The organism is Nonomuraea sp. NPDC049400 (assembly GCF_044466425.1).
Taxonomy (GTDB): domain Bacteria; phylum Actinomycetota; class Actinomycetes; order Streptosporangiales; family Streptosporangiaceae; genus Nonomuraea.
The window spans coordinates 1-25,614 of record NZ_JBITMP010000079.1 but is presented as its reverse complement, the minus strand read 5'-3'; the positions used below and the strand labels follow the sequence as shown (position 1 = coordinate 25,614).

At 68.8% G+C, this 25,614-nt stretch carries 20 protein-coding genes; 9 read left to right on the top strand and 11 right to left on the bottom strand.

Annotation, left to right across the window (positions count from 1 at the left end):
* Position 1: 1 nt before the first annotated feature.
* Positions 2 to 1,279, bottom strand: coding sequence for an ABC transporter substrate-binding protein (locus ACIBVN_RS55915; RefSeq protein WP_397150278.1), 1,278 nt, complete (start codon positions 1,277 to 1,279; stop codon positions 2 to 4).
* A 115-nt stretch (positions 1,280 to 1,394) separates the two neighbouring features.
* On the opposite strand from ACIBVN_RS55915, the gene ACIBVN_RS55910 reads away from it, so the two are divergent.
* The 4 genes from ACIBVN_RS55910 (at position 1,395) to ACIBVN_RS55895 (ending at position 7,601) form a co-directional block, all read left to right on the top strand.
* A complete protein-coding gene (locus ACIBVN_RS55910; RefSeq protein WP_397150276.1) occupies positions 1,395 to 2,165 on the top strand; it encodes a FadR/GntR family transcriptional regulator in 771 nt (256 codons plus the stop codon).
* 378 nt (positions 2,166 to 2,543) lie between these two features.
* Positions 2,544 to 3,893 (top strand): ricin-type beta-trefoil lectin domain protein, encoded by a 1,350-nt coding sequence (locus ACIBVN_RS55905; protein WP_397150274.1) that lies wholly within the window; start codon positions 2,544 to 2,546, stop codon positions 3,891 to 3,893.
* 269 nt (positions 3,894 to 4,162) lie between these two features.
* Positions 4,163 to 6,895, top strand: coding sequence for a glycosyl hydrolase family 95 catalytic domain-containing protein (locus tag ACIBVN_RS55900; protein ID WP_397150272.1), 2,733 nt, complete (start codon positions 4,163 to 4,165; stop codon positions 6,893 to 6,895).
* 214 nt (positions 6,896 to 7,109) lie between these two features.
* Complete coding sequence (locus tag ACIBVN_RS55895; RefSeq protein ID WP_397150294.1) at positions 7,110 to 7,601, top strand: zinc-binding dehydrogenase; 492 nt, start codon at positions 7,110 to 7,112, stop codon at positions 7,599 to 7,601.
* Between the two features lie 460 nt (positions 7,602 to 8,061).
* On the opposite strand, the gene ACIBVN_RS55890 is transcribed toward ACIBVN_RS55895, so the two are convergent.
* The gene (locus ACIBVN_RS55890; protein ID WP_397150270.1) at positions 8,062 to 8,853 is read right to left on the bottom strand and encodes an arginase family protein; all 792 of its coding nucleotides are present in this window, start codon (positions 8,851 to 8,853) and stop codon (positions 8,062 to 8,064) included.
* Between the two features lie 216 nt (positions 8,854 to 9,069).
* On the opposite strand from ACIBVN_RS55890, the gene ACIBVN_RS55885 reads away from it, so the two are divergent.
* The gene (locus tag ACIBVN_RS55885) at positions 9,070 to 9,693 is read left to right on the top strand and encodes a transposase (RefSeq protein ID WP_397150268.1); all 624 of its coding nucleotides are present in this window, start codon (positions 9,070 to 9,072) and stop codon (positions 9,691 to 9,693) included.
* Positions 9,694 to 9,801: 108 nt separating this feature from the next.
* Here ACIBVN_RS55885 and ACIBVN_RS55880 read toward each other — a convergent pair whose 3' ends face one another.
* The 6 genes from ACIBVN_RS55880 to ACIBVN_RS55855 all read right to left on the bottom strand — a co-directional run bounded on the left by ACIBVN_RS55880 (position 9,802) and on the right by ACIBVN_RS55855 (position 14,995).
* Positions 9,802 to 10,332: a GNAT family N-acetyltransferase gene (locus tag ACIBVN_RS55880; RefSeq protein ID WP_397150266.1), complete on the bottom strand. Its 531-nt coding sequence runs from the start codon at positions 10,330 to 10,332 to the stop codon at positions 9,802 to 9,804.
* Positions 10,333 to 10,434: 102 nt separating this feature from the next.
* Positions 10,435 to 10,578, bottom strand: coding sequence for a hypothetical protein (locus tag ACIBVN_RS55875; protein WP_397150264.1), 144 nt, complete (start codon positions 10,576 to 10,578; stop codon positions 10,435 to 10,437).
* Between the two features lie 278 nt (positions 10,579 to 10,856).
* The gene (locus ACIBVN_RS55870) at positions 10,857 to 11,387 is read right to left on the bottom strand and encodes a serine hydrolase domain-containing protein (RefSeq protein ID WP_397150262.1); all 531 of its coding nucleotides are present in this window, start codon (positions 11,385 to 11,387) and stop codon (positions 10,857 to 10,859) included.
* Between the two features lie 175 nt (positions 11,388 to 11,562).
* Positions 11,563 to 14,019, bottom strand: a complete 2,457-nt coding sequence (locus ACIBVN_RS55865) for an ABC transporter permease (protein WP_397150260.1) — start codon at positions 14,017 to 14,019, stop codon at positions 11,563 to 11,565.
* On the bottom strand, positions 14,016 to 14,765 hold the full coding sequence (locus ACIBVN_RS55860) for an ABC transporter ATP-binding protein (RefSeq protein ID WP_397150258.1): 750 nt from the start codon (positions 14,763 to 14,765) through the stop codon (positions 14,016 to 14,018). The genes ACIBVN_RS55865 and ACIBVN_RS55860 overlap by 4 nt, the downstream gene beginning before the upstream one ends.
* A complete protein-coding gene (locus ACIBVN_RS55855; RefSeq protein WP_397150256.1) occupies positions 14,762 to 14,995 on the bottom strand; it encodes a hypothetical protein in 234 nt (77 codons plus the stop codon). The genes ACIBVN_RS55860 and ACIBVN_RS55855 overlap by 4 nt, the downstream gene beginning before the upstream one ends.
* A 109-nt stretch (positions 14,996 to 15,104) precedes the next feature.
* Here ACIBVN_RS55855 and ACIBVN_RS55850 point away from each other — a divergent pair, with 109 nt between their 5' ends.
* Positions 15,105 to 16,310 (top strand): sensor histidine kinase, encoded by a 1,206-nt coding sequence (locus ACIBVN_RS55850; RefSeq protein ID WP_397150254.1) that lies wholly within the window; start codon positions 15,105 to 15,107, stop codon positions 16,308 to 16,310.
* Entirely contained in the window at positions 16,298 to 16,936 is a 639-nt protein-coding gene (locus ACIBVN_RS55845) for a response regulator (protein ID WP_397150252.1), read from the top strand. The genes ACIBVN_RS55850 and ACIBVN_RS55845 overlap by 13 nt, the downstream gene beginning before the upstream one ends.
* 302 nt (positions 16,937 to 17,238) lie before the next feature.
* Here the strand turns inward: ACIBVN_RS55845 and ACIBVN_RS55840 are convergent, their stop codons facing one another.
* Positions 17,239 to 18,819, bottom strand: coding sequence for a lectin (locus tag ACIBVN_RS55840; protein ID WP_397150250.1), 1,581 nt, complete (start codon positions 18,817 to 18,819; stop codon positions 17,239 to 17,241).
* 144 nt (positions 18,820 to 18,963) lie between these two features.
* Entirely contained in the window at positions 18,964 to 20,091 is a 1,128-nt protein-coding gene (locus ACIBVN_RS55835) for a lectin (RefSeq protein ID WP_397150248.1), read from the bottom strand.
* A gap of 724 nt (positions 20,092 to 20,815) precedes the next feature.
* Here ACIBVN_RS55835 and ACIBVN_RS55830 point away from each other — a divergent pair.
* A complete protein-coding gene (locus ACIBVN_RS55830; RefSeq protein WP_397150246.1) occupies positions 20,816 to 21,268 on the top strand; it encodes a substrate-binding domain-containing protein in 453 nt (150 codons plus the stop codon).
* Between the two features lie 142 nt (positions 21,269 to 21,410).
* Here ACIBVN_RS55830 and ACIBVN_RS55825 read toward each other — a convergent pair whose 3' ends face one another.
* On the bottom strand, positions 21,411 to 22,457 hold the full coding sequence (locus ACIBVN_RS55825; protein ID WP_397150244.1) for a LacI family DNA-binding transcriptional regulator: 1,047 nt from the start codon (positions 22,455 to 22,457) through the stop codon (positions 21,411 to 21,413).
* A 368-nt stretch (positions 22,458 to 22,825) separates the two neighbouring features.
* On the opposite strand from ACIBVN_RS55825, the gene ACIBVN_RS55820 reads away from it, so the two are divergent.
* The coding region (locus ACIBVN_RS55820) for a glycoside hydrolase family 2 TIM barrel-domain containing protein (protein ID WP_397150242.1) at positions 22,826 to 25,614 on the top strand (2,789 nt) is incomplete at its 3' end.

The following is a 25,614-nucleotide window of genomic DNA, read 5'->3' as shown; positions in this document are numbered from 1 at the left end:
GTCAGCCCGCCCGGTCGGAGGCGGCCAGCTGCTCCACGGCCTTGTCCACGGTGGTCGACCCGCTCAGGAGCTGCTGGGACAGCCTTCCCATCAGGTCCAGGGTCTTGGAGGACAGCGCCACGTGCAGGGCGGGCTTGCCGGTTTTGATCTCGGACGCGATCGTGGCGGCGGCCGGGCCGGCCTGCGAGACGTCGATCGTCGTGTCGGAAGCGATCGCGCCGGCCTTGGAGTAGAACGCCGTCAAGGCGTCGGTCGAGGTCAGGGATCGCACCAGATCGGCGGCCAGTTCGGGGGCCTTCGTCCACTTGGCGACCCCGTAGCCGATGCCGCCGTCGTACGGAAGGCTCGGGGTGGCTCCGTCGGTGACGACGGGGGCCTGCATGACGCCTATCTTGTCGGGCGGCAGGAACTCGCCGAAATCCTTCCAGTGCCCGATGTCCGACATCAGCCCGATGATGTGAGCGGCCTTACCGGTCTCGAAGACTCTGAAGATGTCGGTGAACATCGCGGTGGAGTTGGCACCGTCGTTGTTCAGCCCTTTGTCGCCGGCGTCCTTCCACAGCTCGAAGATCTGCTTCACGTGAGGAGAGGTCCAGTCACGCTTCCCGGCGATCCAGTCGTCGTACTCCTGAGGCGTCAGGACGCCGGATCCGAGGCCCGACATGAAGAACTGGATTCCGGCGCCCTCCTTGTTGCCAAGCGCGAAGCACGTGGCCCCGGTCGCCTTCTTGATGGCGGCGCAGCCGCTGACGAACTCGTTCCAGGTCTTGGGCGGGTTCGCCGGGTCGAGACCGGCCTTCTCGTAGAGCGTCTTGTTGTAGTAGATCGGGTGCCCCTGCAGGGTCACCGGTGCGGCGTAGATCTTGCCGTCCTTGCTGAAGGCGTCCCAGCCCGCCAGCCGGCTCTTGTCCTCGGCCACGTACTGGTCCAGCGGAAGGAGCGCGTCGACCCGGTCGCGGATCTGCCCGCCCCCGTTGAAGAGCATGACGTCGGGCCCCTTGCTGGACTGGATCGCCGTGCCGAGCAGGGTGTAGTACTGGTCGAACGGCTGGGCGACGAACTCGACGGTGACGCCCGGATGCCGCTTGGCGAAGTCGGCCTTGGCCTTCTCGATGTAGGCGGTGGCGGCCGGCTCACCGGATTTCCAGTCCCAGACCACGAGCTTCTGCTGCTTCTGCTGCGAGTCCCCAGAGGGGGAGTCCGTCCGGGCCGCGCTCCCACAGCCGGCCACGGCCAGTGCCGCGACCATCAAGGCCGACCATAACGCTCGCTGCTTCATTGCTGCTCCCCTGACGTCTCCGGCGTCAAACGTAATTCGTATGACGTATAACGTCAATGGAGCTCACGTATACTGGCGCGGTGGCGCTGTCACTTGCCAGGCCACCGGAGGCGACATGACGGCATCGCAAGAAACGTCCGGCAGTGTCCCGGCGCCACCGGCCTGGGTACGACGCCCGGCCAGTCTCGCCGGAGCGGTGACAGCCGAGCTGGTGGAGCGCATCGTTCGCGGTGTGCACCCGCCGGGCACACCGCTGCCCCCCGAGCCCGCGCTGTGCGAGGCCTTCTCCGTGAGCCGCACCGTCGTGCGCGAAGCAGTGAAACTCCTGCAGGAGAAGGGACTCGTACGGGTCCGCCAGGGCTCCGGCACCATGGTGACCCCACCGGCGATGTGGGACATGCTCGACGAGTTGGTCCTCGCCGCGACTATCGCCGAGGACGAGAGTCTGGCGATTCTCGACGACCTCGTCGTCACACGGCGCGTGCTGGAGTCCGACATGGCCAACGTCGCCGCCCGCCTGGCCGAGCCGGAGACCATGGAGCAGCTGCGCGCGTTGGTGGACCGGATGGACGAGCTCGTGGACGACCCGGTCACATACGCCGAAAGCGATCGCGCCTTCCACGACACGATTATGCGGGCGTCGGGGAACCGCATCGCCCGTGGCGTCGTACGGGCGCTGGAAAGCCAGGTCGTCAACACCGCCCGATACCTGGGCCGGACCGAGCGGGCCCTGTGCGTGGCGTCGAACCTCGGCCACCGCCGCATCTACGAACGCATCGCCGCCCACGATCCCGGCGGCGCCGCCGAGGCGATGTTCAATCACATCACCGAGGCCTGGATCGTCCGCCGCAGCGGAACGGCCGATCCCGTACGGCTGCGGCGTTAGTACGGCCACACCCGCGAGACCGGGCGCGCGGAACGATTCGATTGACCGCCCGTGAAAGTTTCATCGCGAGGCGTCAGCGATGGCCATGACCGCTTCTCCTGGTCAGGCGCCGGAGCGGCGGGGTCGTCTCAGGCATAGGCCCTCATTGGCACAAGAGCGAGCCTTGACAGGTCTTGTCACGGTCATATTTGCTCCGCTGCACCATCGCCTCCAGCCGCCCGGAAGAAAGGAGATCCGATTGCGGCGGCATTGAGTGAGCGCTAACACTTCGGGAACTCGACCGGCCGGCCGCCGACGCCCTCACCTCTCGGAAAAGGTGGTGAAAGTGGCTTCCCAGTTAATGTGTGTCACCACGAGAACGGCAAAGGAATTTGCGTGATGTCGAGGCTCAGGTATCTCTTAACCGCTATCGCGTCCGCTGTACTGCTCGTCGTCCTGGCCACGGTGCATACGGCGCTGGGCGACAGCGCGCCCCCGTCGCTCGCGCAACAGAGCGCCCTCGCGCCCACCGCGGGATGCGGCAAGGCTCCGACACTGAGAAGCGGTCCACAGTCGATTACGACCAGCGGCAAAAATCGCAGCTACATCCTGAGAATTCCGGACAACTACAACAACACCACTCCCTACCGATTGATATTCGGGTTCCACTGGAACGGCGGCACCGCCAACGATGTCGACTCGGGCGGAACCAGCGGGTACCCCTGGTCCTATTACGGGCTCAGGGCGTTGTCGAACAACACCGCGATCTTCATCGCGCCTCAGGGAATCAACAACGGCTGGGCCAACTCGGGCGGTGAGGACGTCACCTTCGTCGACGACATGATCCGCCGGATCGAGGCGGACCTCTGTGTGGACACCGCCCAGCGCTTCGCCCTGGGCTTCAGCTACGGCGGCGGCATGAGCTACGCGCTCGCGTGCGCCCGGGCGACGGTCTTCCGCGCGGTGGCGGTCTACGCCGGCGCGCAGCTCAGCGGTTGCAGCGGCGGCACCGAGCCCGTCGCGTACATCGGACTGCACGGCCTCAGGGATCCGGTGCTCAACATCTCCGCGGGCCGGTCGCTGCGCGACAGGTTCGTCAGGAACAACGGCTGCACGCCCCAGAACCCGCCGGAGCCGGCGCAGGGCAGCCTGACGCACATCGTCACCTACTACTCGGGGTGCAGGGCCGGGTATCCGGTCGCATGGGCGGCATTCGACGCGGGTCACACTCCCGGTCCCGTGGACGGGAAACCCGGCGACTTCGAACCCGGCGAGAATTCGTGGACCAGGCCAGTGGTGTGGAATTTCTTCACGCAGTTCGGAGGCGGCAACCCGACGCCGACCCCCACGGGTAATCCGCCGGCGACGGGCGCGCTCAAGGGTGTGGGGTCCGGGCGGTGCCTGGACGTCAGCGGCGCCTCGCAGGCCAACGGCGCGCAGGTGCAGATCTGGGACTGCGGCGGCCAGTCCAACCAGCAGTGGACGTCGACGGCCGCGGGTGAGCTGCGGGTGTACGGCGGCAAGTGCCTGGACGTGAACGGGGCCGGGACGGCGGACGGCACCGCTGTGATCATCTGGGACTGCAACGGGCAGAACAACCAGAAGTGGCGCCTCAACGCCGACGGCACCATCACCGCGGTCGGCGCGAACAAGTGCCTGGACGTGTCCGGGTACGGCACCGCCAACGGCGCCAAGGTGCAGATCTGGAGCTGCCACGGCGGCACCAACCAGCAATGGACCCGCGTCTGACAGCCCGTGACAGCTGACCACGCGCCATCGCCGGGGCGAGTCATCGCCCCGGCGAAGGCGACGAGCACGCAGGCACGTACATGGTGCAGGGCTCGTGCTCGTGCCCGACGGAGGCCACCCACCCGCCACCCCCATGGGCTTGGAGAACCGAAATGGCTGATTTATCGCGAAGACAAGCGCTGAGATTCGGCGCGGCCGGAGCTGGAGCCGCGCTGTTGCCGTTGCAATGGACGGCCGCGGCGCGGGCCGCTTCGGCGCCCCCTCCGGAGGTGAGCGCCGCGAACGACCTGGCGCTGTGGTACGACGAGAGCGCCGGCACGGAGTGGCTGCGGGCGCTTCCGATCGGCAACGGTCGCCTGGGCGCCATGGTGTTCGGCAACATCGACACCGAGCGGCTGCAGCTCAACGAGGACACCGTCTGGGCCGGTGGGCCGTACGACCAGAGCAACCCGAAGGGTGCGGCGGCGCTGGGGCAGATCCGGCAGCTGGTCTTCCAGAACCAGTGGAGCCAGGCCCAGAGCCTTGTCGACCAGAACATGCTGGGCAACCCTTCGGCTCAGCTGGCGTACCAGCCCGTGGGCAACCTGCGACTGACCTTCGGCAGCGCCACCGGCGTCTCGGAGTACAACCGCTGGCTGGACCTGACCACTGCCACCACGACGGTGACGTACCTGCAGAACGGCGTGCGGTATCGGCGCGAGGTGCTCGCGAGCGCGCCGGACCAGGTGATCGCCCTCCGACTGACCGCCGACAGGCCCGGCTCGATCACGTTCTCCGCGACGTTCGACAGTCCGCAGCGGACGACGCGCTCCAGCCCGGACGGCACGACGGTGGCGCTCGACGGCATCTCCGGCGACCAGAGGGGCCTGGCCGGCAAAGTCAGGTTCCTGGCACTGGCCCGGGCCGTCGCCGAAGGCGGCAGTGTCAGCAGCTCCGGCGGCACGCTGCAGGTGAGGGCCGCCAACAGCGTGACGGTGCTGATCTCCATCGGCTCCGGCTACGTGAACTACAAGGACGTCAGCGGCGACCACCAGGGCATCGCCCGGCGTCACCTCGACGCCGCCGTCACGAGGACCTACGACGACCTGCGCGGCCGGCACGTCGCCGACTACCAGCGGCTGTTCGGGCGGACGACGCTCGACCTCGGCCGCACCGCGGCGGCCGACCAGCCGACCGACGTCCGGATCGCGCAGCACGCGAACAGCAACGACCCGCAGTTCTCGGCGCTGCTGTTCCAGTACGGCCGTTACCTGCTGATCTCCTCCTCGCGTCCCGGCACCCAGCCCGCCAACCTGCAGGGCATCTGGAACGACTCCCTGACCCCGGCCTGGGACTCGAAGTACACCCTCAACGCCAACCTGCCGATGAACTACTGGCCGGCCGACACGACCAACCTGGCGGAGTGCTACGAGCCGGTGTTCAGAATGATCAACGACCTCACGGTCACCGGCGCGCGCACCGCCCGAGTGCAGTACAACGCCGGCGGCTGGGTGACCCACCACAACACCGACGGCTGGCGGGGCAGCTCGGTCGTCGACGGCGCGACCTGGGGCATGTGGCAGACCGGCGGCGCATGGCTGGCCACCATGGTCTGGGATCACTACCTCTTCACCGGCGACCTCGACTTCCTCCGGCAGTACTACCCGGCGATGAAGGGGGCCGCGCAGTTCTTCCTGGAGACTCTCGTGGAGGAACCGAGTCTCAAATATCTGGTCACGAACCCGTCGAACTCGCCCGAACTCACCCACCACGCGGGCGTCAGCGTGTGCGCCGGGCCCACGATGGACAACCAGATCCTGCGGGACCTGTTCAACGGCTGCGCCAAGGCCGGCGAGCTGCTCAGCACGGACGCGAGCTTCCGGGCGCAGGTCCTGGCCGCCCGGGACCGGCTCCCGCCGATGCGGGTCGGCTCACGCGGCAACATCCAGGAGTGGCTGTACGACTGGGTCGAGACCGAGCAGAACCACCGGCACATCTCCCACCTCTACGGCCTGCATCCCAGCAACCAGATCACCAAGCGCGGCACCCCCGCGCTGTACACCGCCGCGCGGCGCACCCTCGAACTGCGCGGTGACGACGGTACGGGGTGGTCGCTGGCCTGGAAGATCAACTACTGGGCGCGGATGGAGGAGGGCACGCGGGCGCACGACCTGATCCGCGCGCTCGTGACGACGGCCCGGCTCGCGCCGAACATGTTCGACCTGCACCCGCCGTTCCAGATCGACGGCAACTTCGGCGCGACGTCCGGCATCGCGGAGATGCTGCTGCACAGCCACAACGGCGAGCTGCACGTGTTGCCGGCGCTGCCGGCGGCCTGGCCGAGCGGGAAGGTGCTGGGTCTTCGGGGGCGCGGCGGATACACCGTGGACGCCACGTGGAGCTCCGGTGGGGCCACCGAGATCCTCATCAGGTTCGACCGTGACGGGACGGTCAACGTGCGCAGCCGGATCTTCGCCGGAACCTACCAGGTGGTCGACACCACGACCGGCGATACGGTCAGCGTCACCAAACCCGAGAACGACGTCATCAGACTGACCGGCCAAGCCGGTCGTACGTACCGCATGACCGGGTCCGGCGGCCCCGCGCCGGCGACCTACGTGCGGATCACCAACGCGACCACCGGCCTGGTGCTGGACAGCGGCGGGAATGTCACCTCCGGGGCGAACCTCAAGCAGTGGAACTGGGACGGCAGCACCAACCTGCAGTGGCAGCTCGTGGACCTGGGCGGCGGGTGGTACCGCATCGTCAACCGCACCAACGGCATGGTCGCCGACAGCTGGGGCAACACCGCCAACGGCGCCAACGCCAGGCAGGCGGCGTGGAATGGCGGCAACAACCAGCAGTGGCGCCTCAACAACATGGGCAACGGCCGCCACCAGATCATCAACCGCGGCACCGGCACGGCCCTCGACGGTATGGGCAACAGCACCGCCGGCTCCACCGTGGCCATGTGGACGCCGAACAACAGCACCAACAACCAATGGACCATCACGGGCGTGTGAACCCGACGACGCTCGCAGTCCTTTTGCGCGCGCTCCGCCGCAACCGGCCACCGGTTGCGGCGAAGCCATGAGCTGACCGACGCAGATTCAGGAACGTCCGCTCCACGTCCATTTCTGGTTGTCGCCGCCCAGCAGCTGTAGATCTGCACCTTCGCGCCGTTCCCGCTGCCGCTGGTGGCACGACAGGCCTGAACTGCCGTACGTGCCGGGCAGCATGGTGACCGGACGCGTGAGCGCGGTCGGGGAAGGGGTGGACTCGAGCTGGTCAGGTCGGCGTGTGCTGGCGGGTACCGGGGAGACCGGCGGCTTCACCGAGCGTGCGGCGGCGTTGACGGAGGACCTGATCCCGGTACCGGACGAGCTGGACCTCACCGACGCCGTCGCTCTGCACACCGACGGCAGCACGGCGCTGGGCCTGGTCGAGAAAGCCCGCATACTCCCCGGCGACTGGCTGCCGGTCGAGGCGGCGGGCGGCGGTGCCGGAAGCCTGCTGGTGCAACTGGCGCACGCCGCCGGCGCCAAGGTCATCGGCGCCGCGCGTGGCATCCAGAAGCTGGACGCGGTCCGCGATCTGGGCGCGGCATCCGTGGTCGATTACTCCCGTCCTGACTGGACGGAGCAGGTACGTGAGGCCACCGGTGGCACAGGCCCCGATGTGGGTTCGACGGGGTCGGCGGTGAAATCGGCCGGGTCGCGTTCGAGGTGACAGCGGACGATGGCCGCTTTTCCATTCACGGCGCCTCCAGCGGGACGGTCACGGTGATCGATCCTGCGGAGGCGCAGCGGCGCCGAGTCGCGCAACGCCGTTGGAAAGACTCTGCTGCTGATCTGAAAGTGCATGTGCGGATGTGGCTGCTTGAGCCGGGCCGGGATGTCGCTGATCGCCATGCTCTTCACCAAGCCCGCCGAACGCGCCAAGGCCCGGCCGAGCGCCTGGCCCTTGCCGGTCTCCAGGTCGGGGTCGAGGGCGATCGCGACGCCATCGCCGCGCTGGCCGAACGCCTTGCTGACACGCCAACGCCGGGAGGACCCACCCCTGAAGAACTCGGCACCCACCAAGCGTTCATCTCTCTAACCGCCCTCCGCAACAGCCTCCCCAAGGTCCAGCCCATGGACCACTTCCATCGCGACAAGGGCCGATGGAGGAACCGAGGACAAGTCGCCCGTCAGCGCGTCAGCGCGGCGCCCAGCAGGCGGATCACATCGGCCTCGGCGGGGTTGACGTCGTCGCTGGATGGCGCGTGTTCGGTGATGGCTGCCCCGACGATGTCGTCCACCTGGGAGATGAGGTCGACCAGTCGCTGCGGCTGCACGCCGTTCGGCTCCGGGTAGCAGGTTGCGCCGAAGGCAGTGGGCTCCAGGACGTCGAGGTCGATGTGGACGTACACGGGGCCGCGCAGATGGTCGAGTGCGCGCTCCAGGTCGTCTACGCCATATCTGCGCAGGCCGGTCTTCGCGAGGTACTCGTGCTCGGACGCGTCACCCGCTCGCTCTCCGGCGATGATCACCTGATGCGGTGCCAGCGGTTGCTCCAGCGTGAGGCCGGTCGGCCCGTCTCCTAGCAGGGCGCGCACCACCATCCCGTGGAAGGCCCCCGATGGCAGCGTGTGAGGGCTGTAGACGTCCGGGTGAGCATCGATCCACAACACCGTCAATGCATCCCCATAGCGAGTGTGGGCAGCGGTGATCGGCGGGATGTCGACCGCGCAATCGCCGCCGACAGTGATCACACGGTCGTCGATGCCCTCCAGTGCCTTCCGCGTCAGCCGCTGGTTCTCAACGAGCACGTCGTACGCGCGGATCCCGGCGGCCTTGTCCCCGCCCGTTTCAAGCACTGGCACGGTCACCACCGTGTCCGCCGGAACGAGCTCGGCGGCGCGGCGAGCGCCGGCCATCAGCCGCGGCGCCTTGCTCGACGCCGATCCTTGCCATTGCGGTACGCAGAGTGCAGTCGTCATGCGGTGACAATACGAGATACCAGAATCAAGGGTCTAGATCGCTCTCTTGTTTCATCGAGGAAATTTCCGCCGGATCGACACAACGGCAGGAATTTATACGGCAGATTCTCGTCAACCCTCGGTTGCCTTCCGCGTCAGAGCCAATGCACCAGATCCGGTCCGAAACACCTATCAGCCGCGGGTGGTTGATCACTCCCGTGGAAGAGGTTGGAGCAGGTGGCAGGACCTAAGCAGTCCCCCTTCGCGATCACAGCCCCGGCCAGCCGCACACGCACGCTGGACCGATTCGAGCAGTTCCCCGCCGAGGGAGCGCTGCCGTCGGCGCTGGAAGAGGTCGCCTTCCGCGACCAGCACATCATGATCCCGAGCTGGCCGTACTCGTTCGTGGTGGCGCTGGAGGCCGGCCACAGTTCCTGGACCGCGCCGCTGGATGCGCTCCGGCTGGCGCACGGCGATGACCTGGACGTGGTGACCGCCGCTCAGCTGCGCGATGTCGTGGGGCGGTTGATGGCTGCCAGGCAGTGGCGGGCCGGTGATGCGGACATCCTCATCGTGGCCGACGCCGGCTGTGACGGGCCGCGCCTGACGTGGCTGCTGCGTGATCTTCCGGTGCAGATCCTGGCCCGCATGCGCTCGGATCGCGTGCTGCGCCGGCCCGCTCCAGCACGGGTCGCCGGGACCAACGGTCGGCCGCCGTGCCACGGCAGCGAGCACACCTTCCGCCTGACCGCTGACCTACGCCGCCCCGGGGAGAGACCCGCTGTGCCGCAGCGTCTGTCACCCGGCCGCCGCAACACCAACCGGCTCCACGCCACGACGTGCCCACCGCGACCGGCCTGACCAGCGCGGACCCCGGCGAAGAAACCAAGAACCAAGCAGTCCGCTAACCCGCGTCCACGACGCACACGCTGAAGATCAAGCTAGTGCGTCGCCGAGCCGCCAATCCATTCACTCCTGCCAGGTGGGCTGCGGCTGCGCGGCTCGGCGGCGCGTCAGCACGCGAGTGGTGCCGCCGTCATCTTCGGCAATGTCCCGGACGTGCTCGAAGCCAATCTTGTTCAGCACAGCCAGCGAGGCACTGTTCGACGCCGCTACGGTGGCGTGCACCTCCGTGAGCCCCAGGGTGTCGAAGCCGTAGGCGACGATCGCCTCGGCCAGTTCCCTCCCCAGGCCCGATCCCCACACATCAGGGGCCAGGGCGTAGATGATCTCGTAGCCTTGGGTCACGTCGGTCGGCTTGATCTCGGCGTGTCCGATCAAGAGGCCGTTCCGGCGAACGGCCCAGACGTCGAACAGATCCTGGGCATAGACCTTTGTGAAGATCCGTCCGAACAGGGCACGGTCCTCCGCCGCGGTAGCAGGGCCGTCGCCCATCCACTGCGAAACCCTCCGGTCCTGGAACAGGGTGACGAAGTCTTCCTGGTCTTCGGGGGAGTACGGCTCCAACAGCAGGCGCTCAGTGCGCAGAGTCGGGGTCATGGACGGCGAAGCTACCCATGCGTCGCCCTTCTGACAAATCCTTTTTACTAGCCAAAACCCGGCGCAGACGCTCTCGCGCCTATCGAAGCCACCAGCAGTGGGTCATTGAGATCGCGGCCCGGTCAACATCTCTGGATCGAAGGAGACGGGGGAAGGCTGCTCGAGCGTGAGCACCGTGCCCGCCTTCGCCTCCGCGACCAGCTCGTAGCCCTGCTCGCCCAGGTGGAGGGCCTCGACACGAGGCACACCCTGGAGTCCGACCCTGATGAAGAGCGGGATGCCGCTGCGGCGTAATCGCCTTCCAGCGGGCTCACTTGCCCGCATAGCGTATCCGTGCGAGCACCTCAGCGACAGTCGTCTGCGACCTCAGGAAGTGCAGGTCAGCCGGCCTCGCCTGGTGGGGGGCAGATGCCGGAGGCCGCCGGCGCTCGGCTCCCGGAGGCGGAGGCGCGCCGGTCGGCCAGAAACACCGGGCCGGTGGTGCGACCGCGCGACGGCGATGTCCGCATCCGGCGCGAAGCGCATCATGGCGCCCTGGCCGACGGTGCTGCCGTCGTGCCCCGCGACGGCCAAGCCGTCCCAGTCGGCGAGCAGGGACGTCGAACGCGCAGCCGGTCACCTGCTACGACCCGGCCGATGATCGCGTAGCCGCTGTTGCCGTACGACATGATCGCGCCCAGCGGATGCGCCTGCCGCAGTCCCGCGCATGATTCCACGTACCGTTCCAGGGCATCGTCCCCCCTGCCGGTGTCCAGGAAATGGTCGCCGTCGATGCCCGAGGTATGGCCGAGAAGGTGACGCAACGTCACGGTCTTCGTCACCTCAGCGTCAGCCACTCGAAACCCGGGCAGGTAGGACAGCACGGGCGTGTCGAGGTCGAGCAGCCCCTCCTCGACCAGCCGGACAACGAGTGCCGCCGTGTACGCCTTGCCCACCGAGCCGAGCTGGAAGACCGAGTCGCCGGTCGCGTCCACCCCCGTGTCGAGGTTGAGGACACCCGCCGCGACAGAGAGCTGTTCGCCGCGGCGATGAACAGCCAGCGCGGCCCCGGGCACGCCGTGCGGCCATCAGGTGGGCGAGCCGATCCCGCCAGCGTCCTTTGTCCAGAGACATGAAGACTCCTCCGTCATGAGCGATGAATGCAGCCTCCTCGGATGGCCCGGGCCTTTCCTCGTCGCCTCGCGAGAGAATCGCCGGCACGTGTCGTGCCCGGCGACCAACCACATCGCGTCAGCGGCTGCCTGTGTATGCGCGTCTGGCCGGTAGGGCGGTGGCCAGCCAGACCACCACGGCGACCAGCAGGGCGCTGGCAGGGACCAGCCACAAGGGCCCGGCGGGCCACGGACGTCCGAGGAAGCTCACGCTCAACGTGGTCAGCGGGACAGCGGCCAATGCCACGCCGGCTCCTGCCGCGGCCCCGGCGGTCAGCACGGCCTCCCAGCGAAGCATCCTGCGGAGCTGGCCGGGTGTGGCCCCCAGGCGGAGCAGTGCACGGAATTCCTCCCGCCGGGCCGTCGTGGTCGCCACCAACCGATTGGCGACCGCGACGAGCACATAACCCAGGAGGACGACGAGAACCGCCAGGTTCGCCACGACCTCGGCAGGGAAGGCGCCCGCTTGCGCGATCGGCGGACTCTCGGTCGCTTTCACTCCGGGCCATCGCGCGAGCAGGTCGCCGAAGTCGGGAGCGCCCGAGACGGCAGGCCGTATCAGGATCGCCGAAGCGAGTCCCCCCGTCGTGTGACCGGCAGCGAGATCACGGGAGACGACCAGCGGGCCGAAGCCGAGCGCACGCCGGTAGGTGGCCACCACACGGGCTTTGACCGTCGCACCGTCGCCCATGACGAACTCGCGGCTCTCCCCCACCGCGCCCACGTGCTCGTCCACGGCGATCGAGGCTCCTACGAGCTCCCTGAGGCTGCCGTGGGAGACGTCGAGGTCGACCACTCCGTGCGCGTCGGGCCCGAGGACAAGGGCGGTCCTGTCCTGAAGGCCTGGATCGTCGCCGAAGGCGAACTCACGGGTGAGCACGGTGGTCGTGGCGACGGGCGCGGCGCCGAGCACGCCGGGCACCCCGCGTACGTCAGGCAGGAGCCCGTCAGGGATGCCGCCGAGGCGGTCGGCCGTAACGGCGAGCAGGCCGCGCAGGCCGAGCGCGGCCTCGTCGGCCTTGGCGGTCATGATCGTGGTCTGGGTGAGCGCGAAGCTTAGCCCGAGCGTGACCACCATGGCCATGGCCGCGACGGCACCCGCTGTCCTGAGCGCGCAGCCTCGGGCGTTGTTGACAGCGAGCCAGGCGGCGGCGGAAATCCGGGAGGGCAGCCGGTCGGCGAGCGCACCTGTCACCGTGCGCACCAGATGGGGGCCCGCCAGCGCCAGTCCGATCACTGCCAGCAGGGCCGCGTTCGCCGGGCCGATCACCGCCGCCTCCGTGCGGACCAGTAGCGGGATGACCGACAGGACGAACGAGGCCGGCATCAGGAGCAAGCCGACGGCGGTCCGGGCCTTCGAGGGCTCTCGCGGCTCGCTCCGCGACTCGGCCAAGCCTCCCGGCACCGACGCCCGCGACACCCGCAGCGAGGCGGCCCACGCGGAGATCCTCACCACCGCCGCCAGCAGCAGCACCGCCGCCAGCGCGGGGAGCGGGCTGTAAACGAGGAACAACGCGGCGGGAAGCGCGCCTGTCGACACGAGCAGGTCGCCGAATCGCCCGGCCAGGTGGTAGCCGAGCAGGAGCCCGGGGGCCAGCGCCGCCGTGGCGGCCACGGCGGCCTGGATCGCGATCGTCCGCCTGACCTGGCGTGGGGTGGCACCTGCGGCCCGGAGCAGAGCCAGGTCGCGGCGCTGCCGGTTGACCGACAGCGACAGGCTGCCGCCGACCACGAACCCGACGACGAGCAGGCTGATGCCTCCGATCGAACCCGACAGCACGATGAGCAGTTCCCGGGCGGCGGCCATGCCGGGCGATTCGGCGTCGCCTATGAACCGTCCTGTCGCGACCTCGTACCGTTCGCCGAGGAGCTCGCGCAGCCCGGCCGCCACGGCCTCGGTGTTCGCACCGGGGGCGAGGCGCAGGATGACGAGGTCGACAGTGCTCGCGCGTGGCCCGGAGGTCCTGCCGGCCAGCTCGGTCGCCGTGGCGTCGGCGACGTACAGGCCGGGAGCGTCGACCAGCGCGGTCACCCGGTAGTGGCCCGGCCGGCCGCCCACCATCAGCCGGACCTCCTGGCCGAGCCGTGCCTGCCGGAGCGCGACCTCGCCGGGATCGCGGGGCGCGCGGCCGGCCCGCAACGATCCGGTGAACGCGAGCGACGACCACCCATGTCCTGCGGTCGCCGGATCGCCTTCGACCGCGGGCACATCCGAACCCGGGATGACGGCGGCAGGAAAGCTCACGTCGCCGGTGGCGGCAGCCACCCCCGGGAACCGGGCAAGCCGGGCGATGAGGGATGTCGGCAGGACGGCGCGTTCCGGCAACGCCACCGGCAGATCTTCCTTCCGCGGCAGGGACTGCCTCGCCGACACCACCACGTCGGCACGTCCGAGCCGCTGCGTGGCGACGCTCGAACGCAACCCCGACTCCGCGACCACCCCGGCCGCGGTGGCCAGCGCCATCCCGCCCAGCACGGCGAAGAACACCGCGGCCAGACCGCCGATTCCGGCCAACGCCAGGGACGTTCTGATCACGGGCGGTCCCCGATCCGGGTGACGCGCGGCTCGCCGTTGAGCCCCGCGAGCCGTGCCGCGAGATCGTCGGCGGACGGGGCGCGCAGCACATCCACCACCTTCCCGTCCACCATGACCAGCGTCTGGTGGGCCCGTGCGGCGGCGACCGGGTCGTGCGTGACCATGATCACGGTCTGGCCCAGGTCGTCGACCAACTCCCGCAACAGGTCCAGCACGCGCGCCGCGCTGATTCGGTCCAGAGCGCCCGTGGGTTCGTCGGCGAACACCACATCGGGACGGGCGGCAAGGGCGCGCACGATCGCCGCGCGCTGCTCTTGCCCGCCCGACAGCTCAGCGGGCCGGTGGCGGAGCCGGTCACGCAGGCCGACCCGCTCCACGAGTTCACGCAGCCAGGCGTGGTCCGGTCGCATGCCGGCCAGCCTCAGCGGCAGCGTGATGTTGTCCGCCACGCTGAGTGCGGGCAGCAGGTTGTAGGACTGGAAGACGAATCCAACATGCCTCCTACGCAATTCGGTCCGCCTGGTCTCCGACAACCCGCCGAGGTCCACGCCGCCGATCACCACCGAGCCCGAGGTGGGCGCATCCAGGCCCGCCGCGCAATTGAGCAGCGTGCTCTTGCCCGATCCCGACGGGCCCATCACGGCGACGAACCTCCCGCGCGGGAAAGAGAGCGTGACCTCGCCGAGCGCGCGGACGTCGCCGTACGTCTTGGTGACCCTCTCCAAGGTGATGACGGTCTGGCTCACCGGCGGCCCGATCTGATGTGGTGGACAATGAGGCCTGCGATGCAGGCGACCGCGATCAGCCCGGAGGGGAGTCCGACGAGCAGGCTGCCACGGCCGATGGTGCTGGCGACGATATTGACGGATATGGCGATGACGAGGATCGCCCACAGCAGGGCGCGCAGAGCCCAGCCGTTCCGCCGCCGCGCGGGCCGCCGCCGTCCTTGGGGTTCGATGCGGTAGGGATCGTCCATGTCGAGGGACCTTAGGGACAAGCCTCGGCCGAGGGGATCCTGTCAGCTGGCCAACCGTGGTGGAGCTGGCTGGAGTGTCCGCGCCTTGCGGCTCACCTAGAGTGTCGCTGTGACGCGTGATGCCTTCGAGGCGCTGGACCGCCTCGCGGGTGGGCTCGGCACGGCCCTGCTGGCCTTGGTGACGGTGGTCGGCTGGGTGCTGGTGGGAACCGCCTGCCTGATCGGGATCGGCCTGCCGATGGTGCGGCCGATGCTGTCGGTGACCAGGGCCGTGGCAGAAAGGGAGCGGGCCCGGCTGGGTCGCTGGGGCGATCAAGTGGTCAGCCCTTATCCGGCCACGAGGCCCGCCAAGGGCTGGCACACCGATCCGGCCACCTGGCGCGACCTGATCTGGCTCGCCATCCACAGCACGCTGGGGCTTCTGCTCGGCTTGCTGGGGATCATCCTGCCCATCATGGGACTTCGCGACGCCTCGTTCCCCCTGTCGTGGCACCTCCTGCCCGACGGCGAGGTCGGCTCCTCACTCGGCATCGCCGTGCATACCTGGCCAGGCGTTGTCGCAGTCGGCCTGTCGGGTTTCATCTGGCTGGCGGCCAGCATGCTGTGCGGTGGCCCGATCGCGCGCCTTCAGTCCCTGCCCGGCCGGCGGCTCCTCAGCCCACACCCGTCCGTCGACCTCTCTGAGCGGGTCGCCCGGCTGACCGCCACCCGGGCCGGCGCGCTCACCGCCCACGCGGCCGAGCTACGCCGGATCGAGCGCGCACTCCACGATGGCGCGCAGAACAGGCTCCTCGCAGTCGTCGTCATGGCCACGGCCGCGAAGCGAGCGCTGGAACGTGACGTGGCCGACGTGGGCCCCGCACTTGACCGCGTCCAGGCGGCGGCCGAGCAGGCGGTGGCCGAGCTGCGCGGCGTCGTCCGCAGCATCCTGCCGCCGATCCTGGAGAACAAGGGCCTCGCCGGCGCGCTGAGCGCGCTCGCCGCCGGCTGCCCCATCCCCTGCGACCTGAAGGAGGGCGAGCTCGGGCACCTGCCCCTTTCCGTGGAAGCGACCGCCTACTTCACGGTCGCGGAGGCGCTGACCAACGCCGCCAAGCACAGCGGGGCCACCCGCGTACGGGTGGAGACGACCAGACATGGCCGGATTCTCCGGATAGAGGTGGAGGACGACGGGGCCGGAGGCGCGCACGAACGCGACGGGTCAGGCCTGGCCGGCATCCGCCGACGCGTCGAAGCCCACGACGGCTCCCTCACGTTGACCAGTCCCCACGGCGGTCCGACGAGAATGAAGGTGGAACTACCATGCGAATCGTGATCGCCGAGGACGACGCCCTGCTGCGCGAAGGCCTGGTCATGCTGCTCGACGGCGAAGGCTTCGAGGTGGCCGCAGCCGTCTCGAACCCGCAGGAGTTCCTCGCCGCAGTCGCCGAGCACCGTCCCGACGTGGCGGTGGTGGACGTACGCATGCCGCCCACCCACACCGACGAAGGGATCAAAGCCGCGGTAGAGGCCAGGCGGTCACACCCCGAGCTCGCCGTGCTTGTGCTTTCGGCCTACGTCGAGCAGGCGTTCGCCACCGAACTGCTGGCCGATGGCGCCCGTAGCGTGGGCTACCTCCTCAAGGAGCGAGTAGGGCAGTTCAAGGAGTTCCTCGACGCGCTGGAGCGGGTAGCCGCCGGCGGCGTGGCCATCGACCCTGAAGTGATCGCCCAGCTGTTCACCCGCCGAAGTGGACCGTTGGACCGGCTCACCCCCAGGGAACGAGAGGTGCTCGCGCTGATGGCCGAAGGACTCGGCAACATCGTGATCGCCGAGCGCCTGCTGATCACGGAAGGCGCAGTGCACAAACACGTCAGCAGCATCTTCGGCAAGCTCCACTTGGCTCCGACAGACCGCGTGAGCCGCAGGGTCACCGCTGTCCTGCGATATTTGGAGGGATGAAAGACGTCTGTGCCCGCCGACGCTGTCCGGGCCCGCTGCCCCGCCCACCGTTGTGAGTGAGCACGCCGCACGAGCGCTGCCTGTCTCCGGTCAAGGCGATGCGAGCACGGGTACGGCATCGGCGTCCACACCTACTACCGCTACACGAAGGACGAGCGGGACCAGACGCCTTCCGTGCCCAGCACCAAGCTCATCACCGCCGAAACGAGCTTCCGGGCGGACGAGACGCGTTGGGTGCACCACCACAGCGGTGCACCCACACGGCGGTTTCATGGCGTCGTGGCCGGGGCGCCTGCGCCAGGTCAGGTGCGGGTCCAGCGTTGGTTGGCGCCGCCGTTGCACGACCAGATGGTCAGCTTGGTGCCGTTGGCGGTGGCGTTGTTCGGCACGTCCAGGCACTTGTTGGCCCCCACGGCGGTGATGGTGCCGTCGGAGTTGAAGCGCCACTGCTGGTTGTCCTGGCCGTTGCAGTCCCAGATGATGACGTTGGTGCCGTCGGCGGTGCCCCGGTTGTACACATCCAGGCACTTGCCGCCGAAGACCCGCAGCTCACCGCTCGCGGTGTGCGTCCACTGCTGGTTGGCCTGGCCGTTGCAGTCCCAGATCTGCACCTGCGTGCCGTTGGCCTGCGAAGAGTTCGGGACGTCAAGACACTTGCCCGACCCCGCACCCCGGATCGCGCCCGTGGGCGGGGGCGTGACGATGCCCCCTCCGGTCACGACGTACATGGCCGCCCCGTGCCCGGGGACCGATGCGCTGATCGCCCCCGACGAGGAGGACGTCGTGTGCGCCCACAGGTCGCGGACCGAGTAGGAGGCCGCGGAGCCCAGCCCCAGGGCAGAGGCGGTGGTGGAGACGGTCGAGGTCGAGGTGCCCCGGTTGAGCAGGACGACCGCGACCGAGCCGTTCGACATCGGTTTGCGCCAGACCTCCAGGTTGCCGTTGTCGCTGATCTTGTGGCCCTGCCTGCCGCCCCAGTCCTGGTTGACCGCGATGACCTCGGTGTTGGTGAGGATGGTGCGCGTATCGGCGCTCATCGTGCGGATGTCGTTTCCGGCGAGGAGCGGCGCGTTCAGCAGTGACCACAGGCTGAAGTGCGCGCGGCCCTCGGTCCCCGTCACCCCGCCGACGCCCACCTCCAGCATGTCGGGGTCGTTCCACCCGCCCGGGCCCGAGTACGCGTCGAGCCCGACCTGCTGGTCCAGGATGCCCATGATCGAGTTCCAGTTCGCCGCGATGTCGCCGGTGTTGCGCCAGGAGTTGCCCACAGGCATCCCCCACGTCCACACGCTCTCCTGGCCCCAGTTGCACAGGCTGTACACGATCGGACGGCCGGTGGCGGCCAGCGCGTCCCGCATGGCCGTGTACCGCTGCTGCCCGTTCAGGCCCTGATGGTCACCGCAGTTGTCGTACTTCAGGTAGTCGATCCCCCAGGACGCCCACAGGGCCGCGTCCCGCCGCTCGTTGCCCAGGCTGGCCGGGTACCCCGCGCACGTCGTGGTTCCGGCCGAGGAGTAGATGCCGAGCTTGAGCCCTTTGGAGTGTACGTAGTCGGCCAGGGCCTTGATGCCGTTGGGGAACTTCTGCGGATCCGGCACCAGGTCACCGTTGGAGTTTCGGCTTCTGGTGGACCAGCAGTCGTCGATGTTGACGTAGGTGTAGCCCGCCGCCGCCATGCCACTGGAGACCATGGCGTCGGCCGTCTGACGGATCAGGCCGTCGTTGACGTTGCAACCGAAGCTGTTCCAGTCGTTCCAGCCCATCTGGGGTGTGCGGGCCAGGCCGTTGTCCAGGGCGACGGCCGGCGACGTCTCGCCGCCGATCGCGACGATGGAGCCGGCTGCCAGTACCGCCGCCAGTGCTAAGCCAAGAATTCTGCGCATCTGATTCCTCTGCCTACCGGGATTCTGGAAGGTTCACCTGGGGGCCGGGGCGCTCTGCCCTCGCTCATTGCGGGTGGTCCCGTGCCGGGTCAGGGAATGTCAAGCGGAGCGGGACCGTCGGCCCCCGGCGAGGGCTGTCATGGGTCAGGTGCGGGTCCAACGCTGGTTGGCGCCGCCGTTGCAGGACCAGATCTGGAGTCTGACGCCGTTGGCGGTGGAGTAGTTCGGCACGTCCAGGCACTTGTTCGCCCCCACGGCGGTGATGGTGCCGTCGGAGTTGAAGCGCCACCGCTGGTTGTCCTGGCCGTTGCAGTCCCAGATGATGACGTTGGCGCCGTCGGCGGTGCCCCGGGCGTACACATCCAGGCACTTGCCGCCGAAGACCCGCAGCTCACCGCTCGCGGTCTGCGTCCACTGCTGGTTCGCCTGGCCGTTGCAGTCCCAGATCTGCACCTGCGCGCCGTTCGCCTGCGAGGCGCCGGAGACATCCAGGCACCGCCCCGACCCCACGCCTCTGATCGCACCCGGCGGAGGAGTTGGGCCGGGGGTGCCGCCCCCCGGCTGGCCGATGCTGCCGGGTACCGACTGAAGCGCGTCGTACCAGGCGGCGGCCATCTTGTCGTAGCCGCCGGCGGTGGGGTGGATGCCGTCGATCAGGTCGGAGGTGGTCAACTTGCTGTGCATGTCGACCAGGTGGACACGTTTGCCGCTGTTCACCTTGCTCTGGACGATGCCGGGGATCGCCGCGTTGAAGGTGCGGCCGGCCGACTCCTGGCCGGAGTTGGAGAGCGGGATGATCGTCGCGACGAAGACGTCCGCGTTGGGCACGGCTGTGGTGATGCGATCGATCAGCGTGGACAGCCGTTGCGGGGCACCGGCCAGGTTGTAGTTCTGCAGGACATCGTTGGTGCCGATGTGCAGCAGCACCGTGCGCGGCGTGTACGTACGCAGCCAGCCGGTGATGTTGGCGTCGATCTGGTCGATCCGCCACCCGGGATGGCCCTCATGATCGTGGTCGCCCAGGCTGCCCGGCCCGTTGAACTGCGACCCGACGAAGTCGACCGTGTAGCGGCCGGCGGCCAGGCGCTGCCACAACCCGATCCGGTACCCGCCCGGCACCTGCGTGCCCTCGGTGATCGAGTCGCCCAGCGGCATGACCCGCACCCCGCCGTTGGACTCCGCGCCGGCGGCCCCCGTCCCCATCGCCGTGCCCGCTATCACCAAGGCGACGGCCATCAGCGCGGCGGCGCACCATCGGCCCCACGTACGCATGCTCAACCCCTCGCGGCGGTCAGGGAGCAGGTCGAACCGAGTAGCAATGTTTGCGCTAACACCCTTGCGCTCCCGCCCACCTACTGCGGACACGAGGAACCTCCTGGGGGAAAGGATCGGCAACTTGGACTCGTGCTGACGTGACTCGACATGCCGGCTGCGGCTCCCGATAGTCGTCTGTTAGCGTTAACAACACCCTGGGTGAATCCAGTACTCCTTCCACGCTGGCCGGCTGAGGTGGTGGTGTGGCGGAGCAAACATGACGCGAGAAGATCCGTCAAGGGCCTGCTCCCCCTCCGTCCACGGCTTCGCCGCGCGCCGAAGCGGCCTGATCAGGGCTGACCGGACGCGGTCGCACTGTCGCGGGCCGGGGCGAGGGCATGAAACGTTCATCCGCCGGCGGCGTGACATGACCTGGAGCGCGCCAGCGCACGGCCCCGCTGTGCCCCGATCATCCCATCGAATCGATTCGTCCATGGTCTTGACATGTTTTGTGGCGGTTTCCACACTGAGTCCGCAAGGCGGCTACCTCCTGCCGGAGTCGGTGGTGAACGGCAGGATCCCTCGACGGTGACGCGTCCGGCGATGGACCGGTCGTGGATCGCGGCTGCCTCCCTTTGCGGATGGGCCTGCTCACCCAGACCAACGCACCCTGCTGACCTGCGCTCCCCGCCCGCGGCCCGTTCGGCCGGCCTCCCGCCCCTCCGCGACCAAGGAGTCACATATGGACGCCACACTCCGCAGGCGGCACAGAAGCCGCCGCGCGATCGCCGAACGTGGCGTGGAAGGCGTGCAGACATGCTGCGCCGACGACGCCCAATCCGGAGTGTCCTGCGTCGAGCGGCTCCTCGCGGAGCACCCTGGCCTGGCCGCCATCGCCACCATCAACGAGGCCGCCATGCCGGGCCTGTACCGCGGAATCGAGCACGCCGGCCTGGCGGTGCCAAGGGACTTCTCCATCACCGGCGTCGCCCCACGGCATCTGGCCGAGAACCTGCATCCACCGCTCACCGCGGCCGACATGCCCGCCGACGGGCTCGGTGCCCGCGCCGTCGAGCTGCTCATCGAGCGCATCGCCGATCCCGCCGCCCCGCACCGCGATCTCCTCCTCGCCTCACCCATCTCCTTCCGCGGGACCACCGCACCCGCCCGCCAACGCGACTCCCTGCTCTCCTGACGAGGGGCGGTACCGGAAGGCGGTCGGGGACGGCGAGTCCGGCGCGTCGCCGCGCCGTCATCGGTCAGGAGCCGGAGCGGATGCGCGCCACGCGGCGCCTCATGGTCATGACTGCACTGGTCGACCTGCTCACCGAAACGGCTTAGCCCCTCGGCGGTGCTGTGCTTTCGCGGACCGTGAGGGTTGTCGCGATCTCCAGCCCCACCTGGGGAACCGGCTCCCCACGGCCGATGGCCAGCGCCAGTTCGGTGGCGGCGGCCGCCATCTCGCTCAGCGGCTGGTGAACCGTGGTCAGAGACGGGTCGACCCAGGCCACGACCGGAACATCGTCGAAGCCCACCACGCTCAGGTCCCTGGGGATGGACAGCCCGAGCTCGCGAGCGGCCTGGTAGACACCGAGCGCTTGCATGTCGTTCGCGGTGAAGATCGCGGTCGGCCGGTCAGGCTTGGACAGGAGTTCGCGCGCTGCGACGCAGCCGTCCTCGCGGGTGAGAAGGGTCCGGACGAGGAGTTCGGGATCCGCGGGAACGTCGGCTTCAGCCAGCGCGGAGAGATAGCCGGACACTCTGGCACGGCAGAAGGGATGATCCGGGCCGCTGATCATGGCGATGCGGCGGTGTCCCAGTTCGAGCAGGTGCCGGGTCGCCGCTTGGCCACCCCTCCAGTTGGTGGCGCCCACGAAGGGGACGTCGTCCGGCAACTCGTCGATCGGGTCGAAGACGACGAACGGGATGCCTTTCGCCTTCAACTTCTCCCGCTCGGGCGGCGAGAGCTGAGCCACCGACAGGACGCAGCGAGGGCGCCGGCCGACCGTGTCGTCGATGGACATTGCGGGCGTGTCATGGAGGCCGAACTCCGAAACCATGACCCCGACGCGGCTCTTGCGGGCCACCCGCTCCACACCGCGGATGATCTCCACGGCCCACATGTTCTCGAGCTCGCGGAACACGAGTTCCACGACATTGCCCCTGTTGCCCGAGGGCCTGCGGTATCCATGCCGGTTGATCAGTTCTTCGACACGGGCACGAGTCCGCTCCGAAACCCCCGAACGTCCGTTGAGCACTTTCGACACAGTGGGGATCGAGACGCCCGCGGACTCGGCGATGTACGCGATGGTGACCGACCCCGGTCCGTCACCTCCCGCACTCTGCTCGTCGGCCGCTGGTTCGCCCGGTCGGTTGTCCGTCACGTTCACCCTTCCTCATCAGCGGCGGGTCCCCCACGGGCTGTCCCGGCCATTCTCACACCGGGCACCAGGGCGGCCGGACCGTTGGCGATGCGCCCTGTCCACGCGGGCGGCAGGCCACAAATCATCACTGACACCAAGGAAACTATAGAGCAAGTCCGCCGAAAACTTTCTGTGCTCACCTGCTACCAGAAGTCCGTCGCTGCTGGAAAACGGTTGTTTCGCCTCCCGCACCCATGCGGGCCAGCGTGGCACAGCCGGCATGCACAGCGAGCGCAGGGCTGTCATCGCCGGTATGGCATGTGCTTCCCGGACGAGCTGTTCGATAGTACGGTTTCGCGAGAAACTTTCGTCTCACCCGAAGGAGAGACATGTCCCCTCGCTACTTCGAAGACTTCTCGCCCGGCTACGGCAGGCTGGCACCGCGCGCCGTCCTCGCTTCAGACGCCCCGCGGCTCGACCTGAACGGCGACTGGGCGTTCCGTTTCTCCGAGACGGGACTCGACGAGCCGGACGGCTTCGAGCTGCCCGGCTACGACGACATGGGATGGGACAGGCTTCCCGTTCCCTCACATTGGCAGCTTCATGGGTACGGCAAACCGGCATATCTGAACATCCCTTACCCGATTCCGCTGGACCCCCCGTTCGTTCCGGACGAGAACCAGACCGGTGACTATCGCCGCGTCTTCGATCTGCCCGGGTCATGGGACGGGACGCATGCCGTGGTGCGCTTCGAGGGGGTGGACTCGTGCGCGCGGGTCTGGCTCAACGGGGTGGAGCTGGGTGTGAGCCGGGGCAGCCGCCTGCCGGTGGAGTTCGATGCCTCCGAGGCGCTGCGTCCGGGGCGCAATGTCCTGGCGGTCAGGGTCCACCAGTACTCCTCGGGCACCTACCTGGAGGACCAGGACACCTGGCGGCTGTCCGGAATCTTCCGCGATGTCGCACTGCTGGCCCGGCCCGTCGGCGGGATCCGGGACGTGTTCGTGCAGGCCGACTATGACGTCTCCAGCGGGGGCGGGCGTGTGCGGTTCGAGGTGGAAGCGGGGGCGCCCGTCGAGGTCGGCATTCCGCTGCTCGGGGTGGTTGCCGCCCCCGCTACGGAGACGTTCGCGTTCGACGAGGTGTGCCCGTGGAGCGCGGAGGACCCGTTCCTGTACGAGGCCACCCTCACCACCCCGGCCGAACAGGTGCGCGTACGGTTCGGCTTCCGCACCGTCGCCATCAACGAGTCCGGTGTGCTGACGGTGAACGGGCGGCGGGTGGTGCTGCGCGGCGTCAACCGGCACGAGTTCGACCCCGATCGCGGGCGCGTGGTGAGCAAGGAGCTGATGCGCCGCGACGTGGAACTGATGAAGCAGCACAACATCAACGCCGTCCGCACCTCGCACTACCCGCCCCACCCCGCCTTCCTGGATCTCTGCGACGAACTGGGCCTGTGGGTCATGCTGGAGTGCGACCTGGAGACCCACGGGTTCGAGCAGACGCGCCCCGAGCCCTGGCAGCGGAATCCCTCGGACGATCCGCAGTGGCGTGAGGCCTATGTGGATCGCATCCAGCGAACCGTGGAGCGCGACAAGAACCATCCCAGCGTCATCTCCTGGTCGCTCGGCAACGAGGCCGGCGACGGGCAGAACCTTGAGGCGATGGCCGCGTGGATCCACCAACGAGACCCGTCCCGGCCGGTGCACTACGAAGGCGACCGGCTGGCCCGCTACGTCGACATCTACGGCGAGATGTACCGCACCCCGGCCGTCGTCCACCGCATCGGTCAGGGACGGCTGCGGCCCGGGGAGATGTTCTATCCGGCCACCGACGGCGCGGGCGACCCGGCGGACGAACCGCGCAACAGCAAGCCCTTCATCTACACCGAGTTCGCGCACGCGATGGGCAACGGCCCCGGCGGCCTGGCGGAGTACATGCGGCTGTGCGAACAGCACCCGCGCGTCCAGGGCGGGTTCGTGTGGGAGTGGATGGACCAGGGATTGCGCTCCACCGACGCCCTTGGCCGTGAGTTCTTCGCTTACGGCGGCGACTTCGGGGAGGACCTGCATGACGGGAACTTCATCTGCGACGGCCTCATGTTCCCGGACCGGACTCCGTCACCGGGCATGCTGGAGTATCAGAAGGTCAACGAGCCGGTCGTCATCGAGGCGGGCAGCCCAAGGCACATCTCGATACGCAACCGCTACGCCTTCCTGGACCTGTCCCACCTGCGGTTCACCTGGTCGCTTTCCCGGGAGGGGATCCCGATCGCCGGCGGCCCGCTCGCGTTGCCGCAGGTCGCCGCCGGTGAGCGCATCGAGATCCCCATCCCCGAGGCGTACGAGGAAGGCGAACGATGGTTGACCGTGCAGGCTGAGCTGGCGAAGCCCACCGCTTGGGCGCCCGAGGGCCATGTGGTGGCATGGGGCCAGATTCCGCCCACCAGGACCAGTGCCCGCGCGGCCCTGGCGGATAGGCGGGTACCCGTCGAGACGGCCGGCGAGCACATCGTCCTCGGGCCGGCGCGTTTCGACCGACGTACGGGGACGCTGGTCAGCCTCGGCGACCACCGTTTTGACGGCCCGCAGCTGGCGCTGTGGCGCGCGCCTACGGACAACGACGCCGCATGGGCGCAGGGCGACGCCCGGTACTGGAAGGGGCGCGGCCTGGACCGGCTGCGCCACCGCGCCGTGTCCGTCGATCCGGGCGATGCGGGCCTGACCGTCGTGGTGCGCAGCTCGGCGGCCAACTCCGACTGCGGCTACCTCAGCACGTACCGCTGGGACACGGACGGGCAGCACGTGCGGGTGCGAGTGCACACCGAGCCGTTCGGCCACTGGCCCGAACGGGCGGATGTCTTCGCCGAGGCGATGGTGGACCACGACCTGCCGGAGGAGGAGCGCGAGGAGCTCCTCCGCCGCGACAAGGCACCATCCCTGGCGCGCATCGGCCTCATCTGGCAGCTTCCCGAGGAATGGTCGCAGGTCCAGTGGTTCGGCGCCGGGCCCGGCGAAGCGTACCCCGACTCGCGGCAGGCGGCGCGGATCGCCCGCTTCCACGCCACGGTCGACGACCTGCAAACGCCGTACGTCCGCCCGCAGGACAACGGCACTCGCGCCGACGTGCGCTGGGCCGAGATCACCGATCCGGCGGGCGCGGGAATCCGCATCGAGGGTGA

Coding starts and splice junctions, on each gene's coding strand:
- ACIBVN_RS55915 (WP_397150278.1), bottom strand. CDS start 1,279: ATGAAGCAGCGAGCGTTATGGTCGGCCTTGATGGTCGCGGCACTGGCC.
- ACIBVN_RS55910 (WP_397150276.1), top strand. CDS start 1,395: ATGACGGCATCGCAAGAAACGTCCGGCAGTGTCCCGGCGCCACCGGCC.
- ACIBVN_RS55905 (WP_397150274.1), top strand. CDS start 2,544: ATGTCGAGGCTCAGGTATCTCTTAACCGCTATCGCGTCCGCTGTACTG.
- ACIBVN_RS55895 (WP_397150294.1), top strand. CDS start 7,110: ATGGTGACCGGACGCGTGAGCGCGGTCGGGGAAGGGGTGGACTCGAGC.
- ACIBVN_RS55890 (WP_397150270.1), bottom strand. CDS start 8,853: ATGACGACTGCACTCTGCGTACCGCAATGGCAAGGATCGGCGTCGAGC.
- ACIBVN_RS55880 (WP_397150266.1), bottom strand. CDS start 10,332: ATGACCCCGACTCTGCGCACTGAGCGCCTGCTGTTGGAGCCGTACTCC.
- ACIBVN_RS55855 (WP_397150256.1), bottom strand. CDS start 14,995: ATGGACGATCCCTACCGCATCGAACCCCAAGGACGGCGGCGGCCCGCG.
- ACIBVN_RS55845 (WP_397150252.1), top strand. CDS start 16,298: ATGCGAATCGTGATCGCCGAGGACGACGCCCTGCTGCGCGAAGGCCTG.
- ACIBVN_RS55840 (WP_397150250.1), bottom strand. CDS start 18,819: ATGCGCAGAATTCTTGGCTTAGCACTGGCGGCGGTACTGGCAGCCGGC.
- ACIBVN_RS55835 (WP_397150248.1), bottom strand. CDS start 20,091: ATGCGTACGTGGGGCCGATGGTGCGCCGCCGCGCTGATGGCCGTCGCC.
- ACIBVN_RS55830 (WP_397150246.1), top strand. CDS start 20,816: ATGGACGCCACACTCCGCAGGCGGCACAGAAGCCGCCGCGCGATCGCC.